Source organism: Amycolatopsis sp. CA-211722 (genome assembly GCF_056828465.1).
In genome coordinates, this window is the sequence record NZ_CP184752.1 from 8486212 (window position 1) to 8502095 (window position 15884).

18 protein-coding genes are annotated in these 15884 nt (G+C 68.8%); 11 read left to right on the plus strand and 7 right to left on the minus strand.

The annotated features are described in order from the left end of the window. The first annotated feature begins 60 nt into the window (after nucleotides 1-60). The 5 genes from ACOCEP_RS38890 (at nucleotide 61) to ACOCEP_RS38910 (ending at nucleotide 3325) form a co-directional block, all read left to right on the plus strand. Nucleotides 61-453 carry an NUDIX hydrolase gene (locus ACOCEP_RS38890; protein WP_482334942.1) on the plus strand — a complete coding sequence of 131 codons (393 nt, stop codon included), beginning with the start codon at nucleotides 61-63 and terminating at the stop codon, nucleotides 451-453. 250 nt (nucleotides 454-703) lie between these two features. After that, nucleotides 704-1147 carry a single-stranded DNA-binding protein gene (locus tag ACOCEP_RS38895; RefSeq protein ID WP_482334943.1) on the plus strand — a complete coding sequence of 148 codons (444 nt, stop codon included), beginning with the start codon at nucleotides 704-706 and terminating at the stop codon, nucleotides 1145-1147. An 84-nt stretch (nucleotides 1148-1231) separates the two neighbouring features. Beyond that, the gene (locus ACOCEP_RS38900; protein WP_482334944.1) at nucleotides 1232-2260 is read left to right on the plus strand and encodes a polyprenyl synthetase family protein; all 1029 of its coding nucleotides are present in this window, start codon (nucleotides 1232-1234) and stop codon (nucleotides 2258-2260) included. Between the two features lie 36 nt (nucleotides 2261-2296). Continuing rightward, entirely contained in the window at nucleotides 2297-2605 is a 309-nt protein-coding gene (locus tag ACOCEP_RS38905; protein ID WP_482334945.1) for a cupin domain-containing protein, read from the plus strand. A 93-nt stretch (nucleotides 2606-2698) separates the two neighbouring features. Further along, on the plus strand, nucleotides 2699-3325 hold the full coding sequence (locus ACOCEP_RS38910) for a TetR/AcrR family transcriptional regulator (RefSeq protein WP_482339901.1): 627 nt from the start codon (nucleotides 2699-2701) through the stop codon (nucleotides 3323-3325). On the opposite strand, the gene ACOCEP_RS38915 is transcribed toward ACOCEP_RS38910, so the two are convergent. Next, on the minus strand, nucleotides 3315-4265 hold the full coding sequence (locus ACOCEP_RS38915; protein WP_482334946.1) for a hypothetical protein: 951 nt from the start codon (nucleotides 4263-4265) through the stop codon (nucleotides 3315-3317). The two genes, ACOCEP_RS38910 and ACOCEP_RS38915, sit on opposite strands and share 11 nt — an antisense overlap. A 282-nt stretch (nucleotides 4266-4547) precedes the next feature. On the opposite strand from ACOCEP_RS38915, the gene ACOCEP_RS38920 reads away from it, so the two are divergent. After that, nucleotides 4548-5435 (plus strand): hypothetical protein, encoded by an 888-nt coding sequence (locus ACOCEP_RS38920; protein WP_482339902.1) that lies wholly within the window; start codon nucleotides 4548-4550, stop codon nucleotides 5433-5435. Here ACOCEP_RS38920 and ACOCEP_RS38925 read toward each other — a convergent pair. After that, a complete protein-coding gene (locus ACOCEP_RS38925; RefSeq protein WP_482334947.1) occupies nucleotides 5432-5995 on the minus strand; it encodes a hypothetical protein in 564 nt (187 codons plus the stop codon). The genes ACOCEP_RS38920 and ACOCEP_RS38925 overlap by 4 nt on opposite strands. Nucleotides 5996-6052: 57 nt before the next feature. Then, entirely contained in the window at nucleotides 6053-6565 is a 513-nt protein-coding gene (locus tag ACOCEP_RS38930) for a mycothiol transferase (RefSeq protein WP_482334948.1), read from the minus strand. A gap of 100 nt (nucleotides 6566-6665) precedes the next feature. On the opposite strand from ACOCEP_RS38930, the gene ACOCEP_RS38935 reads away from it, so the two are divergent. The 3 genes from ACOCEP_RS38935 to recQ are packed head-to-tail and all read left to right on the plus strand — an operon-like array spanning nucleotide 6666 to nucleotide 9722. Beyond that, nucleotides 6666-7007, plus strand: a complete 342-nt coding sequence (locus ACOCEP_RS38935) for an ArsR/SmtB family transcription factor (protein WP_034324421.1) — start codon at nucleotides 6666-6668, stop codon at nucleotides 7005-7007. A 9-nt stretch (nucleotides 7008-7016) separates the two neighbouring features. Further along, nucleotides 7017-7841 (plus strand): SMI1/KNR4 family protein, encoded by an 825-nt coding sequence (locus tag ACOCEP_RS38940; protein ID WP_482334949.1) that lies wholly within the window; start codon nucleotides 7017-7019, stop codon nucleotides 7839-7841. A 48-nt stretch (nucleotides 7842-7889) separates the two neighbouring features. After that, nucleotides 7890-9722 carry a DNA helicase RecQ gene (gene recQ / locus ACOCEP_RS38945; RefSeq protein ID WP_482334950.1) on the plus strand — a complete coding sequence of 611 codons (1833 nt, stop codon included), beginning with the start codon at nucleotides 7890-7892 and terminating at the stop codon, nucleotides 9720-9722. Here the strand turns inward: recQ and ACOCEP_RS38950 are convergent. Continuing rightward, nucleotides 9719-9934: an antitoxin gene (locus ACOCEP_RS38950; RefSeq protein WP_340687748.1), complete on the minus strand. Its 216-nt coding sequence runs from the start codon at nucleotides 9932-9934 to the stop codon at nucleotides 9719-9721. The genes recQ and ACOCEP_RS38950 overlap by 4 nt on opposite strands. A 152-nt stretch (nucleotides 9935-10086) precedes the next feature. Between ACOCEP_RS38950 and add the strand changes: the two genes are divergently transcribed. Beyond that, nucleotides 10087-11061 (plus strand): adenosine deaminase, encoded by a 975-nt coding sequence (add, locus tag ACOCEP_RS38955; protein ID WP_482334951.1) that lies wholly within the window; start codon nucleotides 10087-10089, stop codon nucleotides 11059-11061. Between the two features lie 70 nt (nucleotides 11062-11131). Here the strand turns inward: add and ACOCEP_RS38960 are convergent, their stop codons facing one another. Beyond that, a complete protein-coding gene (locus tag ACOCEP_RS38960) occupies nucleotides 11132-12556 on the minus strand; it encodes a cellulase family glycosylhydrolase (RefSeq protein ID WP_482334952.1) in 1425 nt (474 codons plus the stop codon). 273 nt (nucleotides 12557-12829) lie between these two features. Here ACOCEP_RS38960 and ACOCEP_RS38965 point away from each other — a divergent pair, with 273 nt between their 5' ends. Next, nucleotides 12830-13651 (plus strand): lytic transglycosylase domain-containing protein, encoded by an 822-nt coding sequence (locus ACOCEP_RS38965; RefSeq protein ID WP_482334953.1) that lies wholly within the window; start codon nucleotides 12830-12832, stop codon nucleotides 13649-13651. Here ACOCEP_RS38965 and ACOCEP_RS38970 read toward each other — a convergent pair. Beyond that, on the minus strand, nucleotides 13648-14997 hold the full coding sequence (locus ACOCEP_RS38970; protein WP_482334954.1) for a vWA domain-containing protein: 1350 nt from the start codon (nucleotides 14995-14997) through the stop codon (nucleotides 13648-13650). The genes ACOCEP_RS38965 and ACOCEP_RS38970 overlap by 4 nt on opposite strands. Continuing rightward, nucleotides 14994-15875 (minus strand): AAA family ATPase, encoded by an 882-nt coding sequence (locus ACOCEP_RS38975; protein ID WP_005155088.1) that lies wholly within the window; start codon nucleotides 15873-15875, stop codon nucleotides 14994-14996. Before ACOCEP_RS38975 ends, ACOCEP_RS38970 begins: the two co-directional genes overlap by 4 nt. Nucleotides 15876-15884: the final 9 nt, after the last annotated feature.

Consider the following 15884-nt stretch of genomic DNA (forward strand, 5'->3'; position numbering starts at 1 on the left):
ATTGCGGACAGTTTCGGTCCTCGATTCGAGAGCGCTTTTCGGGTACGGGAAGATGCGCTCGTGACGGACAAGTACTTGGCCTACGGCAGGCTCATCCGCGACGGGAAGATCCTGTTCATCCGGCGGCGGCCGGGGTCCTTCCTGGGCGGACGCTGGGAGTTGCCGGGTGGCACCGTCGAGCCGGGCGAGCGGCCCGACGAGACCGTGGTCCGCGAGTTCGCCGAGGAGACCGGGCTGACCGTCCGGGTGACCGGCGAGCGCGGCACCCACAGCTGGGACGACGTCGCGGGCAGGCCGATGCGGATCCACGCCACGGTGTACGCGCTCTCCGAAGAGGCCGCGGGCAAAGTCGTGCTCGATCCCGGGGAACACGACGCGTTCACCTGGTACACGCGCGAAGAAGCCACGGCTCTCGATCTCGCCGATCACTTCCGGCGGGCGCTCGAAGGCTGATCTCCCAGCGCACCCACAACGGCCTCTCCCTCGAGTCCGGTCCACATGCGACTGTCACTGTGGACGGTGCGCGTCCAGCTCGCCCGGATGTCATGAAAGGGTCGTTCAGGACACTTTTCGTCTTGAACGACCCTTTCATGACATCCGGCCGACCGCGGACGCCGGAAACTGTCGTACCCCGGTGGTCTCCTCTTCCCAGGCGACAGCCGGCCCGGCCGGGCCGGCGCGCCGAACCGAGGAGGAAAGTCCCATGGCCGGAGAAACGGTGCTCACGGTGATCGGCAACCTGACGACCGATCCGGAGCTGAAGTTCACCCCGTCCGGAGCGGCGGTCGCGAACTTCACGGTCGCGTCGACACCACGCGTCCTGGACCGGGCGAGCGGGGAATGGCGCGACGGAGACCCGCTGTTCCTGCGCTGCGCGCTGTGGAAGCAGGCCGCGGAGAACCTGGCCGAATCCCTCACCAGAGGCACGAGGGTCATCGTGCAGGGCAGGCTGAAACAGCGATCTTTCGAAACCAAGGAAGGCGAGAAGCGCACGGTGGTGGAGCTCGACGTCGACGAGATCGGTCCGTCGCTGCGGTATGCCACGGCGAAGGTGAACAAGGCGGGCAGGAGTTCGGGCGGCACGCCGTCGGACGGGGCCTGGGAGCGAACGCCGGTGCCCGCCGGAAACCCGGATCCGCCCTTCTGACCGGGCGGTTTCCCTCTCGGGAGGGAGCGATCTCCCTCCCGGGCACCATGCGGTCGCGAGTCTCCGGCTCGGATGCTGGAGGTCGTGAACACGACCACGATCGTCACGGAACTCGGCCTGGACCCGGCCGTCGAACGGCACGTGGAGTTCGCCGCCGAACTCCGCACCGGGCTCGCCCGGGTCGAAGAGAGACTTCAGGAGGTGTTGCGCAGCCCCGGCAATCCGGAACTCACCGAAGCCGCCACCCATCTCGTCCGCGCGGGCGGGAAGCGGCTCCGTCCGCTGATGGCGCTGGCCGCGGCGGCGTTCGGCGACGGACGAGGCGACGCGATCTCGGCGGCCGCCCTCGTCGAGCTCGTTCACGTCGCGACGCTGTATCACGACGACGTCATGGACGAGGCGCCGATGCGGCACGGGGTCACCAGTGCGAACTCCTTGTGGGGCAACAAGAAAGCCGTCCTGATCGGAGACTACGTGCTCGCCTGCGCGGCACGGGTCGGCGCCGGGCTCGGCGAGTACGCGTTGCGATCGCAGGCGAAGACGTTCGGCAGGCTCGTGCGCGGCCAGTTCCTCGAGACGACCGGACCGTTCGAGGACTGTGGCCGTCATGCGCCGTACGAGCACCACATCCAGGTGATGGCCGACAAATCCGCGTCGCTGATCGCGATGGCGGGCAGGCTCGGCGCGCAGGTGTCGGGCGCGGATGAGCGGACCGTCGAAACGTTGGGCCAGTACGGCGAACTCATCGGGGTGGCGTTCCAGATCTCCGACGACGTCCTCGACATCTCCGCGTCCACCACCGACCTCGGCAAGTCCGCGGGCACCGATCTCCGTGAAGGCATCGTCACCTTGCCGATGCTCCACGCGCTCGACGACGAGGGGCCCGGCGCCGTCCGGCTACGCGAGATCATCGGCCACGGACCGGTTTCCGATCCGGTGGTCCGCCAGGAGGCCCTCGGGCTCCTGCGTGAATCCGCCGGTGTCGTGCGCGCGCTCGCCGAAGCCCACGGATACGCCGCCAAGGCGAGAGACCTCGCGCTCAGCCTCCCCGACCGGCCAGCCAGAGCGCTGCTCATCGGTCTTTCGGCGTTCGTGGTCGACCGCGGCGAGTGAGCCCACCGCCCCCGCCACCAGGGTTACAGTGGCGGTATGACCACCGAAACCCTGGGAAACGTCGAAGGCCGTGACATCGGTTCCGGAGTCTCCATCATCCGCGAGCGGACCGACGTCGACGGTTCCGGGCCGAGGCTGCACCAGCATCCGTACAGCGAGACGTTCGTCGTCATCCGCGGGCGGGCGATGTTCACCATCGGAGACACCGAACGGGAAGGAGGGGCGGGCGACATCCTGGTCGTGCCCGCGGAGACCCCGCACAAATTCGCCGTGATCGGGCCGGAAGTCTACGAGGCCGTCCACATCCACGAAAGCGACCGTTTCATCACCGAGTGGCTCGAGTAAATTCTGTCGGGCGCAAGAAAACCCTTTCCCGGGCTAGAATCCGACGACGTGCTCGTGGAGGGCGGGCACCCGAGGCGACGGGAACCGGGAACTGTGACCGACGTGGCGGATCGCAGCGGTGACGAGACCCGCCAGGTGGACAGGTTCGGCCAACGGCGCGCGCAGCTGGCGATGTCGGCGCTGGTCACCTTGTCCGAGCTGGGTTACGCGCGCACGAGCCTGCGGGAGATCGCGCAGAACTCCGAGTTCTCGCACGGGGTCCTGCACTATTACTTCCGGGACAAGGCCGAGCTGATCACCTACTGCGTCAAGCAGTACAAGGCCGAATGCGTCACCCGGTACGACCGGATAGCCGAGACCGCGGAAACGGCCGAACAACTGAAAACGGCCTTCGGTGCCGCGACGGCGGCCACGCTGCGGGAAAACGCGCGTCTGCACCGGCTTTGGTACGACCTGCGCAACCAGAGCCTGTTCGAGAAGCTGTTCCAGGCCGACGTGCTCGCCATCGACGAGACACTCGAACTGATGATCTGGCGGGTCGTCTCCCGGTACGCGGAACTGCTGGGCAAGCCGACGGACTTCTCCCCGTCGACGACGTATGCGCTCTTCGACGGCTTGTTCCAGCAAGGCTTGCTGAAGCACCTCGCCGGCCGGGAAGACGCGGCGAGGTGCCTTCAGGATTCGGTGGAACAGGTACTGGCCCGGCTCTTCACCACTTGATCGTCGGGTACCAGATGACGCCGGTCCGGCCCAGCACGCGCAGGTCCCAGTACAAGAGCGTGAACGTGCCGGCGAGCAGCAACGCGGCACCGGTCACCACGGCGATCCTGGTGGGCTTCGCGAGCATCCACCGCTGCAGCCGCCCGCCGGTGCCGTGCGTGAGCAGCAGGAACAACAGCGCCATCACCAGGATGTTGCCGACCGATTGGAGGGCGAACGCGGCGGCGCCGTAGAACACGTTGTGGCTTTCGGCCGCGCTGCGGAACATCATCCGGAACAGCGGGAACGGCCTGCCGATCAGGAAGCCGCCGATGAGCGCGCCCATCAGCACGAGCGGCGCGGGCGGGAAGCGGCGGGTGAGCCCGGCGATCGGGTTCCGGACGATGCCGAGGGAAGCCAGGCCCAGCACGATGAACACGATCCCGATCACGCCGTAGACGATCATCGACTGGATGTTCCGCGGGCTGAGCCCACCGGCCGACGAGGCCGTCGAGAACTGCGGCATCCTGGTGCCGACGAGCGCGACGATGACGCCGTACACCACGGAAACCGTCAGCATTCCCGCGGCGATCCAGCCCAGCGGCTTCAGCGTGTCCGTGAACTTCGGCCGCCCGGTGGCGCCTCCGCCGACAAGCGGGGCGACGGCACCGAAAGCGGCGATGTTGCACGCGGTGAACGTCCCGGCCAGCCCGGAGACGAACGCGAAGAACGTTCCGGCCAGGACACCGCCGATCGGGGTCGCCTTGGCGTCGTGGCCCAGCAGGGTGTTGGCGACGCTGTCTCCGATGACACTGTCCACAAAGGGCGCCGACCAGATCACGGTCAGCGCGAAGCCCGCGAGGACGGACCAGAGGACCACCCGCCATCGGTGTTCCGGATACGGTCCGGAACCGAGAAAACTCGCCTGTGGTGAAACGGGAACGCGTTCGGTCACGGACATTCGGTGCCTCCAGCGGCTGATGGCTTCCCCCTGATCACCATCGTTGTTCCGCCACCGGGAGGAAGCCACCTCCAAAGTGCCGATCTGTCGTTGGTCCGTCCGGCTCCGGGCGGTCCGGATTCACCGATCTGGCGGGTTTCACCGAAGGGCCCCTTCAGCTAGCCGGCTGGATAACCACGAAAAGGTGAAAGCTCCGGACTCACGTGGGATCATCGGGCGGACGCATACGGCAGCATGGCCACCCGAGCAGGCCTTGACCGGCCCCTGACCCTGCGGAGGGCGATGGACTTCGACGAGGTCGCGGACGAGCTCTACGCCGGCGATCCGGCCGAGTTCGTCTCGGTGCGCAACCAGCGGGCGAAAGAGGCCAAGGCCGCGGGGGACCCCGCCTTGGCCGAGCGTATCCGCGCCCTGCGCAAACCCACGCTCGCGGCCTCCATCGTCAACCACCGGGCCGGCTCCCCCGAGCTGGCGGAGCTGGCCCGGCTCGGTGACGATCTGCGCAAGGCGCATACGGCGCTGGCCGGTGCCGACCTGCGCGACCTCGCCCGGCGGCGGCAGGAGCTGGTGAACCGGATCCTGCGGGACGAACCTTCGATGAGCGAGCCGGTCGCCCGCGAAGTCGAAGCGACCCTCGAAGCCGTCGTGGCCGACCCCGAGGTCGCGGCGCTCGCCCTGGCCGGGCGGCTGAGCAGCCGGGCGGACAGCACCGGCGGCCAATGGCTGACCAGCGGGTTCACCCCGCTACCGAAGCGGAAACCCGCACCTGAGCGGAAACCCGCGCCGGAGCGCGAAAAGCCCGCCACCGTGTCGCATTTGGACGACCGGCGTGAAGCGAAGCGGAAAGCAGCCGAGAAGGCCGAACAGGAGCGGATCGACAAGGCCCGCGAAGAGGCCGAACGCGAGCAGAAGCGGGTGGCGGAGTTCAACCGGCTCCGGCGTGAGGCCGCCGAGCTCGCGAAGGCCCGCAAACAGGCCGAGATCGACGTGGCCCGCGCCGAACGCCGGGCCGAGAAGGCCACGGAGAAGGCGAACGAGCTCCGGCGGCGGCTCGCCGACGCCGAACTCGAGGAAGAGGCGGCGAACGGTGAGACCACGGCCGCGCAGACCGTCTTGGACGATCTGCGCGCCGAAGCCCAGCGAATCGACGAAGCCCTCGAACAGTTCTAGGCCGGTTGCCGGTCACGAACCCGGGTGGTGGTCACCCGGCGCCCGTACGGCGTCTTGCCGCCCGGTTTGTACACCGACAGCACGGTCATGGTCACGTACATCGTCGTGGACACGATGATCGGATAGAACCCGTCCACGCGACGCCCCGCCTCCACGAAGAGACCGTCCATAGTGGACTCGGCCGCGACGGCCAGCTCCCGGATGCCCGGCAGCAGCGAGAACAGCGTCAGCCCGGCGGCGATCAGGGTCAGGACCAGTTTGATCGCGACCCACTTGTACCGGACCAGGCCCCATTTCGTGCCGAGGCTGAGCACGATCCCGCTGACCAGCGCGGTCATGCTGACCGGCAGCAACAGATAGCCGCCGATCTGGTCCATCATCAGGATGGCCGCGTGCTGGCGGCGCGGATCGTCGGTGAACACGGAGGTGAAGGTCAGGACCGCGTTCACCATGGTGATCCCGAGCCAGCCGAGTGAGGAGACGACATGGACGACGAGGACGAGTTTCCGCCACCGCGGGGTGAGCGTCATCGGCGGTCGCCGCACTGTGGAAGTACTCATGCGACCAGTGTTTCCGCGGGCAGCGTGCCCGTCGTCCGTCGTGGAGCGGCACCTCGCCTACGTATCCCGGAGTACGAGCCCCCGGACGTACGCCGCCTGCCCCGCGTGCTGAAGATCGTCGGAAAGCACGCTGACCAGGCGAACCCCGAGGGTGACGGGCGGATCCCAGCCCTCGTCGACGATACGGTCGAGGTCGGCTTCGGCCAGTCCGGCCGCCCACGCCGCCGTCGCCTCGTGCACCGCGTCGTAGTACCCGGTCAGCAGGTCGGCGGAGTCGACGCGGACCGCCTCGACGTCCTCGGGGCGATGCCCGTATCCGATGTCCGACGCCGGGAAGGGCAGCGAAAAGCGGCCCACCCAGTCCCGCGCGGTCCAGATCTGCTCGGTGCCCATCAGGTCGGCGACGTGATCGTCCTGCACCCGGGCCAGATGCCAGACCAGCCAGGCGATCGTGTTCGCGCCCGGCGCCGGGCTCGCGGTCAGCTGGTCGGCGCTCAACCCCTCGACGGCGTCGTGCACGACCTCTTGGACGCGGCCGAACCCGTCGGCCACCACTTCGGCCAAGTTCATCGATTCCCCTTCCGGCGTCTCCCCGCCCACGATGCCACCGCGAGGTGACCCCGGCCTTACATGCTTGACTTATATAAGCCCAGGCCTTGATAGTTGCCGGATGCACGCGTTCGACGTCCTCGGTGATCCGGTGCGCCGCCGGATCCTGGAACTGCTGGCGGGCGGGGAACAGAGTTCCGGCGACGTGACCGCGGTCGTCCGCGCCGAATTCGGGATCTCGCAGCCCGCGGTCTCCCAGCACCTGCGCGTCCTGCGCGAAAACGGCTTCACCACCGTCCGTGCCGAGGGCGCGCGACGGCTGTACTCGGTCGACCCTGGCCCGCTCAAGGAGATCGACGGCTGGCTGGACCAGTACCGGCGGTTCTGGACCGGCCCGCTCGACGCGCTCGCCACCGAGATCGCCCGCGGCCGCCGTGAACGCCGGAAGGCGGCCGAGGACTAGTCTCCCCCCATGCGCAAAGGCTGGGGGCGCGCAGTGGTGATCGCCGTCGCGAGTGTCGTCATCGTGCTGGGTCTCGTCTTCGCGGTCACGGTGCGTGGCGGGCGGGGCGAGGGAGCGCAGTGGCACTCCGCGGCGGCCCCGCCGACCCCACGCACGCCGGTCTACTCGACCGCGGCACCCGCGCCCACGACCCGGCCGACACTCACGGTCGACAGCGGCTGCCGTCTGGGACAGGGCCCGGCCGCGCTCGATCCCGTCCCGGCGGCGACCAGCCGCCGGGTGAACGCCGCCTGGGATCGCGTCGAGCGCTGGCTCAAGGCCAACGCGCCGACGACGGCGGGGAGCCTCCGTCCGCCCGCGACGCTCGCGAAGATCGCTCAGGCGCAACGCGAGACGGGCGTCGTCTTCCCCGCCGAACTCATCGCCTTCCTGCTGCGGCACGACGGTGTTTCGGGCATCGGCGACAGCTTCGCCCTGCCCCCGTTCCACCACCTCGCCTCCACCGAAACCATCGCGAGCCAGGCGAAGGTCATGTGCGACGTGCTGATTTCGGGCGGGTGGGACGACAGCGTCGGCTCGTGGTGGCACGGGCGGTTCGTACCCGTCGCCGTCGACGGCGGTGGCGACGGCCTCTTCCTCGACCAGCGCACCGGCACCGGACGGCTCGGCGACTGGAACCACGAGGGTTCGGTGAGCTTCGATCACCGGCCCGCGACCCTGACCGAGCTGCTGGAGCGGACCGCGTCCGCGCTCGAGACCGGCGGGCCGGCCGACGGCGGCTACCGGCCGGTCGTCACCGGAAACCGGGCGCTGGACTGGGAGTTCCCGCGCTGAGGCGCGCGGGCGCGTCGACTGTCGGACCCCGCCCCTAGAATCGTCCGGGTGGCAGCCCCCGACATCGGTACCTCGGAAGCTCTCGAAACGCTGAATCGCGTCTTCGGCTACGACGACTTCCGCGGCGACCAGCACGCCATCGTCGAACACGTCATCGCAGGCGGTGACGCGCTCGTCCTCATGCCCACCGGCGGCGGCAAGTCGCTGTGTTACCAGATCCCGGCGCTGGTACGGCCCGGCGTCGGCGTGGTGATCTCCCCGCTGATCGCGCTCATGCAGGACCAGGTCGACGCGCTACGCAACCTCGGCGTCCGCGCGGGTTTCCTGAACTCGACACAGGATTACGCCGAGCGGAACAGGGTCGAGGCCGCGTTCGTCGCCGGCGAGCTGGACCTGCTGTACCTGGCCCCCGAGCGGCTCTCGGTGGAGTCGACTGTGCGGCTGCTCGACCGCGGCAAGATCTCGCTGTTCGCGATCGACGAGGCGCACTGTGTCTCCCAATGGGGCCACGACTTCCGGCCCGACTACCTGATGCTGTCCGCGGTGCACGAGCGCTGGCCGGACGTGCCGAGGATCGCGCTCACGGCCACCGCCACCAAGGCGACGCACGCCGAGATCGCCTCCCGGCTCAACCTCGAGGACGCGCGGCATTTCGTCGCGAGCTTCGACCGGCCGAACATCCAGTACCGGATCGTCGGCAAGAACTCGCCGCAGCGGCAGCTTTTGGAGCTGCTGCGCACCGAGCACAAGGGCGACGCGGGAATCGTCTACTGCCTGTCGCGGAACTCGGTCGAAAAGACCGCGGATTTCCTGGTGGAGAACGGGATTCCGGCGGTGCCGTATCACGCCGGGCTGGACGCGCGGACCCGCGCGAAGCACCAGTCGCGGTTCCTGCGCGAGGACGGGCTGATCGTCGTCGCGACGATCGCGTTCGGCATGGGTATCGACAAGCCCGACGTACGGTTCGTCGCGCACCTGGACCTGCCGAAGTCCGTCGAGGGTTACTACCAGGAGACCGGTCGCGCGGGCCGGGACGGGCTGCCGTCGACGGCGTGGCTGGCGTACGGGCTCCAGGACGTCGTGCAGCAGCGCAAGATGATCGACATGTCGGAGGGGTCCGAGGCGCACAAGCGGCAGCTGAGCGCCCACCTCAACGCGATGCTGGCGCTGTGCGAGACGGTCGAATGCCGTCGTGTGCAGGTGCTGAACTACTTCGGGCAGCGGAGCGAGCCCTGCGGCAACTGCGACACCTGCCTGGCGCCGCCGGAGACCTGGGACGGCACGATCCCGGCGCAGAAGATCCTCTCGACCATCGTCCGGCTGCAGAACGAGCGACGCCAGAAGTTCGGCGCGGGGCAGATCATCGACATCCTGCTCGGCAAGTCGACGCCCAAGGTGACCCAGCATCGGCACGACTCACTGAAGGTCTTCGGGATCGGCACGGAACTGAAGGAGCCCGAGTGGCGGGCCGTGGTGCGGCAGTTGCTGGCGCAGGGGCTCGCGGCGGTCGAGGGCGATTACGGCTCGCTGGTGCTGACCGAAGGCAGTGCCGAGGTGCTGAACGGGGAGCGGAAGGTCCAGCTGCGGCGCGAGCCGGAGCGGGCGGCGAAGGCCGCGGCCCGCTCCAGCGCGAAGAAGGCCGCGGCAGCCGACATGCCCGCCGAGGCGGCGCCGGTGTTCGAGCTGCTGCGCTCGTGGCGGGCCGCGGCGGCGAAGGAGCAGGGGGTGCCCGCGTACGTGATCTTCCACGACGCGACCCTGCGCCAGATCGCCACCAAACGGCCCACCACGCTGCAGGAGCTGGGTACCGTCAGCGGCGTCGGCGAGAACAAGCTCGCGAAGTACGGCGAGCAGATCCTCGAGACGCTCGCGGAGGCTTAGGGCTGGTAGGGGCGTCGCGGCCGCCCGGTCATCCCGTCGACCTTGCGCACCGCGCCGTCGATCTGGCTGTGGTACTTGCCCTTGGTCTTGTGGTCGACGAAGGTCGCGGCCTTGTTCACGACCTTGGAGACCTTTTCGGGGTTCTTCCGCACGTAGGCGCGCACGGCCCCGGCGGTGCCGGCCAGGGCGGTCAACTTCCGCAGTAGAGGCACTGTGGTCCCTTTCCTCGGGGTCGTCTGGTGTCCTGCTCAACGACCGGTGACGCCCCCAGGGTTCCCCGCGGCGAGGCGAATCACTCATTTCGGATACCGGCCGCCGGAAAACCGGGCGCGCGAGGCGGGCGGGGGCCACTAAATTCGGGTTCATGCGGGATCTTGCTCTGCTGCCCAAGGCCCATCTGCACGTCCACCTCGAAAGCACCGTCCGGCCGGACACGCTCCGTGACATCGGGGAGGCGAACGGTATCGCCGTACCCGCGGAACAGCCCGTGTTCGACGGCTTCCGCGCGTTCGGTGACTACAACGGGCTGCTGCGGTCCTGCCTGCGGAGGCCGGAGGACTTCGAACGGGTGGCGCGCGAGTTCTGCGAAGACCAGGTCGCGGACGGCGTCCGCTACGCCGAAGTCACCTTCACGGCGGCTTCGCACGGCGAACGGCTGGGCGAGCCGGACATGCCGCTGGCGTCCGTCCTCAAAGGACTCTCGGTGGGGGCGGCCGAACACGGGCTCCACTGGCGGGTGATCCTGGACCATTCGCGCCGCCGTCCGGTCGAACGTGCCCGGCTCACCCTCGATCTCGCCCGCCGGTACGCCCCGGACGGGGTGTTCGCGATCGGGCTAGCGGGCGAGGAGAAGTACCCGCTCGCGCCGTTCGCCGGGATCTGCGACGAGGCCGAGGAGGCCGGGCTGCACCTGATCCACCACGCGGGTGAGGACGCCGGCCCGGCCAGCATCCGCGAGGCGCTCGAGGTCGGGCACAGCGAACGGATCGGCCACGGCATCCGGATCCTGGAGGACGTCGCGCTGGTCGCCGAGGTGCGCGAACGGGGTATCGCGCTGGAGGTCTGCCCGTCGTCGAACGTGACGCTCGGGCTCGTGCCCTCGTTCGAGGAGCACCCGCTCCCCCGGCTGGTCGACGCCGGGCTCGTCGTCACGCTCAGCACGGACGTCCCGTCGGTCACCGGGACGACGCTGACCGACGAGTTCCTGCGCACTCGTGAGGCGTTCGCCTACGACGACCTGGCGCTCGCGGGCCTCGCCCGGGCGTCCGTCGACGCGTCGTTCGCCCCCGCCGAACTCAAGCGCTCGATCCACCAAGAGATCGACGCCTGGCTCGCGTGACGCAATTAGTCCTCTGGATGCGGTCCTTGCGCGTGCAAGTACCGCATCCAGAGGACGAAACGCGGGCGAATCAGCCGGTCGGGAAGTCGTCCGGAGTGCGGATGCGGTCCCGCACCCAGACACCGGAGGGCTTCAGCATCGAAGTGCCGGTGAAGGAGTTCCCGGCGCAGGTCCCGGTCTTGAATACGGCCCCGGTGCGGAAGTCGTCGGAGAAGTTCCAGTTCGTCCAGCCGATCTTCTTGGCGGCCAGCAGATCCAGGTACTTCTGCGAATAGGCGAAGTCGTTCCCGCCGTCACCCGTGTAGGTCTGGGTGCCGAATTCCGTGACGAACACCGGGAGCTTGTCGGCCGTCCGCGCCAGTGCGTCGTAGTGCTCGTCCTGGTGCGACGCCGCGTAGAAGTGGAACGTGTACATGATGTTGGTGGCGTTGACCGGGTCGTTCAGGATGTCGGTCTCGTCGCGCTGGTCGGAGACGCCGAAGGTCGACCAGCCGTGCGTGCCGAGGAAGACGACGCTGTCCGGGTCCTGGGCACGGATCACCGGGATGACCTCTTCGGCGTATCGCTTCACGTCCGCCCAGCTGACGCCGTTCGGCTCGTTCGCGACGTCGTAGATGATGTTGACCTTGTCCTTGTGCCGCTGGGCGATCTCGGTGAAGAAGGTCTTCGCGAGGTGGGTGTTCGCGTTCGGATCGCCCGGGTCGAGCTGGTGCCAGTCGACGAGGACGTACATCCCGCGTTTCGTCGCCTCTTCGATGTAGTTGTGCATCATGTCGGTGAACTTGCGCGGGTTGCTCTCGTAGCCGTCGTCCTGGATGTACATGGCGACGCGCAGGATGTCGGCCTTCCAGTCGTTGGCCAGCGCGTCCAGCGAAGCGGTCTTCACGCATTGGCTGTACCACTGGATCCCGTGCGTGCTCATCCCCCGAAGCTGGATGGGCTTGCCGTACTGGTTGCACAGTTTGACGCCGCAGACGTGGAGCTTTCCGTTGATGGACACCGGTGTCCCGGTGCCCGAACCGCCGCCGCCTTCGACCGACAGCGAGTCCGCGTTGGGACCGCCGTTCGACGTGACGGCGGTGGTGCGGATCTTGTTGCTGCCCGCGGCGAGGTTCACCGTGGTGGTGACGGTACTCCAGTTCGTCCACGCGCCCGTGCCGGCGAACCCGAGATCGTCGACGGCGATGGAGCCGTTGACGGTGATGTCGAGCGGGCGGTTGGCGGTGGTGCCGTTGGCGTAGCGGAAGGTCAGCGTGTGCGGCCCCGCTTGCGCCGCGTTGACGGTGTACTCGACGTAGCCACCGGTGACGTTGTCGTAGTTGACGAAGCCGGATCCGGTGAAGCCGGTGTGATTGGCTTCGACCACGCCGCGCGAGATCGTCGCGTTCTCGGATTCGTAGCGGACGGGAGCCGCGGAAGCGGCCTGGGCGGAGATCGGGACTGAGGCGGCCGTGAGCACCGTGACCAGTGCCACCCGCCATCTTGGGCGTACCACTTTGTGCCTCCTTCAGAAGCGTCGTTGCGTTCCGTGAAGCAGGGGCGCGGCGAGCCCTCGTTAAGAAACCTTCCTAACGCGGACCAGTCTCACCATCCGGCCGAAGCACTGTCAACCGGGCAAAGGGGGCGATCGCACCCCGCGTTCAGTCCTCTACTTGCGGTAGTTGCACGCGCAAGGACCGCAAGTAGAGGACGAAACGCGGGGGTGGGCCGGGTCACCCGGACGGCGGGCCACACAGGTTCTCCACATTCGTCACGTACCGTGGAACCGGTGACCGCTTCGTCCCCTTCGACACTGGACCTCATGGACCAGTGGGAACAGCCGCCCAGGAAACGCGGCCCGCGTGGCTGCGTGATGCTCGCGCTCCTGGTCGTGGGCGCTTTGGTCGCCGGTGTCGTCTGGGTCGTGGTCAGCCTCAACGACCGCGAGCCGGTGCCGGTCAAACCGGAATTCGAGGTCCCCGCGCTCAAACCCGCCCCGCGTTCGGCGATCCCCGGCGACGCCGGACCGCTGCCCGCGGAGGCCGCTAAGGACGCCTGGATCGCGAAGGTGTCGGAGAACACGGACATCCCCTCACGCGCACTGCGGGCGTACGTGAACGCGGCCGAGAAGACCGCGAAGACCACTCCGCGTTGCGAGATCACCTGGGCGACCATCGCCGGAATCGGGCGCACCGAGTCCCAGCACGCCCGGCACGACGGCTCCCGCGCCGGTGAGGACGGCATCGTGACGCCGCCGATCATCGGCATCCCGCTCGACGGCTCCCCCGGTGTGCTGGCGGTCGTCGACACCGACAAGGGCGCGCTCGACGGCGACCCGAAATGGGACCGTGCGGTCGGGCCGATGCAGTTCCTGCCCGCCACCTGGAAGCGGTACGGCGTCCGCGCGAGCGGTGACGGCGCCGCGCCGGACCCGCAGAACATCGACGACGCGGCGCTGACGACCGCGCGGTACATGTGCGCGCGGGGCGGCGACCTCGGCGATCCCTCCGGCTGGTGGACCGCGGTGCTGACCTACAACAACTCCACCGCGTACGGGCAGGAAGTGTTCAGCAACGCCGACGCGTACGGAAAAGCAGCGCTGAAGCCCTAGGCGGGCAACAGCCGCGTGACCAGCTTGGTCAGCTGGTGCACGTTCCGGCATTCGTGCATCTCGACGACCTGGGCGTACGCGTGCGCCTCGGAGTCTCCGGTGGACCACAGCGCGGTCCGCTCGGGGTTGAGCCAGTACGTATGCCTCGCGGCGGCGGCGATCCCGCGTACCGCCTCCAGGTTCGGGTCGCCGCCGTTGGTCCTGGCGTCCCCGAGGATGAGCAGGGATGTCTTGGGCCCCACGGCATCCGGGTACCGCTCGGCGAACTCGCCGAGCGCGTGCCCGTAGTCGCTGTGCCCGTCCCAGCGGGTGAGTTCCGCGTCGGCGAGGATGCGCGCGCCGAGGTCCTCCGGATCGGCGGCGCCGGTGTCGACGAGGTGGGTGATCTCGTCGCACGCGTCGATGAACGCGAACACCCGCACCTTGCTGAACTGGTCACGCAGAGCCTGCACCAGCAGCATGGTGAAGTTCGCGAAACCGGCCACCGAGCCCGACATGTCGCACAGCAGCACGATTTCCGGCCTTCCCGGCCGGTGCCGCCGGTACGACGGCCGCATCGGGACGCCACCGGTGGACAGCGAGCGCCGCAGCGTCCGGCGCAGGTCGATCTGTCCGCGCGCGTGCCGCCGTCGCCGCGCGGCCAGCCGGGTGGCGAGTTTGCGTGACAACGGCTGCACGACCCGGCGGAGTTCGGCGAGTTGCGCCCGGCTGGCGAGCAGGAAGTCGACGCGGTCGGCGGCGGGTGGCACGGCGTGCCGCGAAACCCGTTCCCTGCCACGGACTTCCGCTACGCGCCGCCGTGCCTCGGTCCGCACGAGACCGCGAAAGCCCTCGACGCGGCGCCGGACGTCGTCGCGGTCCAGCCGGTCGGTGAAATCCTCCTGGCCGCCCGCGCGGATCGCTTCGAGCACGCGGACCACGAGGGTCTGCGGCTGAAGCCGTTCCAACGTCTGGTGTGCCGACCAGCCGCCACTGCCCGCCGTGGCGCCGTACTCCCCCAGCATGTCGACCGCGAGCCCGGCCAGTTGCGTCAGTTCCGTCTGGTCGTTGGCGGCGAGCGCGGAGGCGAGCCGGTCCCGCAGCGCGGCCAGATCGTCGACGGGGTCCTGCGACGGCGCGCCGACGCCGAGCGGGAAGTAGATGTCGAAGGTCGCGTCGAACACCGAGCGCTGGCCGCCGCGCCGGACGAGCGCCGCCGCGAGCCCTTCCCGCATCTGCTCGCGGGAGTCGAGACCCAGCACTTCGAGTGCCGCGGCGGCGTCGACCGTCTCACTGGGACCCGCCGGGATTCCGTGTTCCCGCAACGCTTCCACGAATTCGACGAGCCTGCCCGGCACGCCGCTCACGAGTCGAGGACCTTGCCGAGTTCCAGCCGCGCGTCCGCCTTCACGACGTCGTCCTGGTGTTTGAGGATGACGCCGAGACTCGCGCGGACGACGTCCTCGCCGAGGCTGTCCGCGCCGAGCGCCAGCAGGGTCCGCGCCCAGTCGATCGTCTCGGCGACCGACGGCGCCTTCCGCAACTCCATCGCCCGCAGTGCGGTGATCACCTTGACCACGGACGCGGCGAGCGCGTCGTCGACGCCCGGCACCTTGAGGCGCACGATGCGCTGTTCCAGTGCCGCGTCGGGGAAATCGATGTGCAGGAACAGACACCGGCGCCGCAGCGCCTCGGAAAGCTCCCGCGTCGCGTTGGAGGTCAGCACCACGAACGGCTTGCGCCCGGCGGTGATGGTGCCGAGCTCCGGGACGGTGATCTGGAAGTCGCCCAGCACCTCCAGCAGCAGCCCCTCGATCTCGACGTCGGCCTTGTCGGTCTCGTCGATGAGCAGGACGGTCGGCTCGTCGCCCTTGATCGCCGTCAGCAGCGGCCTGGCCAGCAGGAACTCTTCACCGAAGATGTCGTTGCGGGCTTCGTCCCACGTCTCGTCCTTGCCGGCGGTGATCCGGAGAAGCTGCTTCGCGTGGTTCCACTCGTACAGGGCGCGCGACTCGTCGACGCCTTCGTAGCACTGCAACCGCACGAGCCGGGAGCCGCTCGCCTGCGCGACCGCCTTCGCCAGCTCGGTCTTGCCGACCCCCGCGGGGCCCTCGATCAGCAACGGCTTGCCGAGGGCGTCCGCGAGGAACACCGTGGTGGCGACGGCCGCGGAGGCCAGGTAGCCGGTGTCGGCGAGCTTCGCCGTCACGTCTTCGACGGATGTGAAGTACCCGGTCCCAGCCACGCGGCCTCC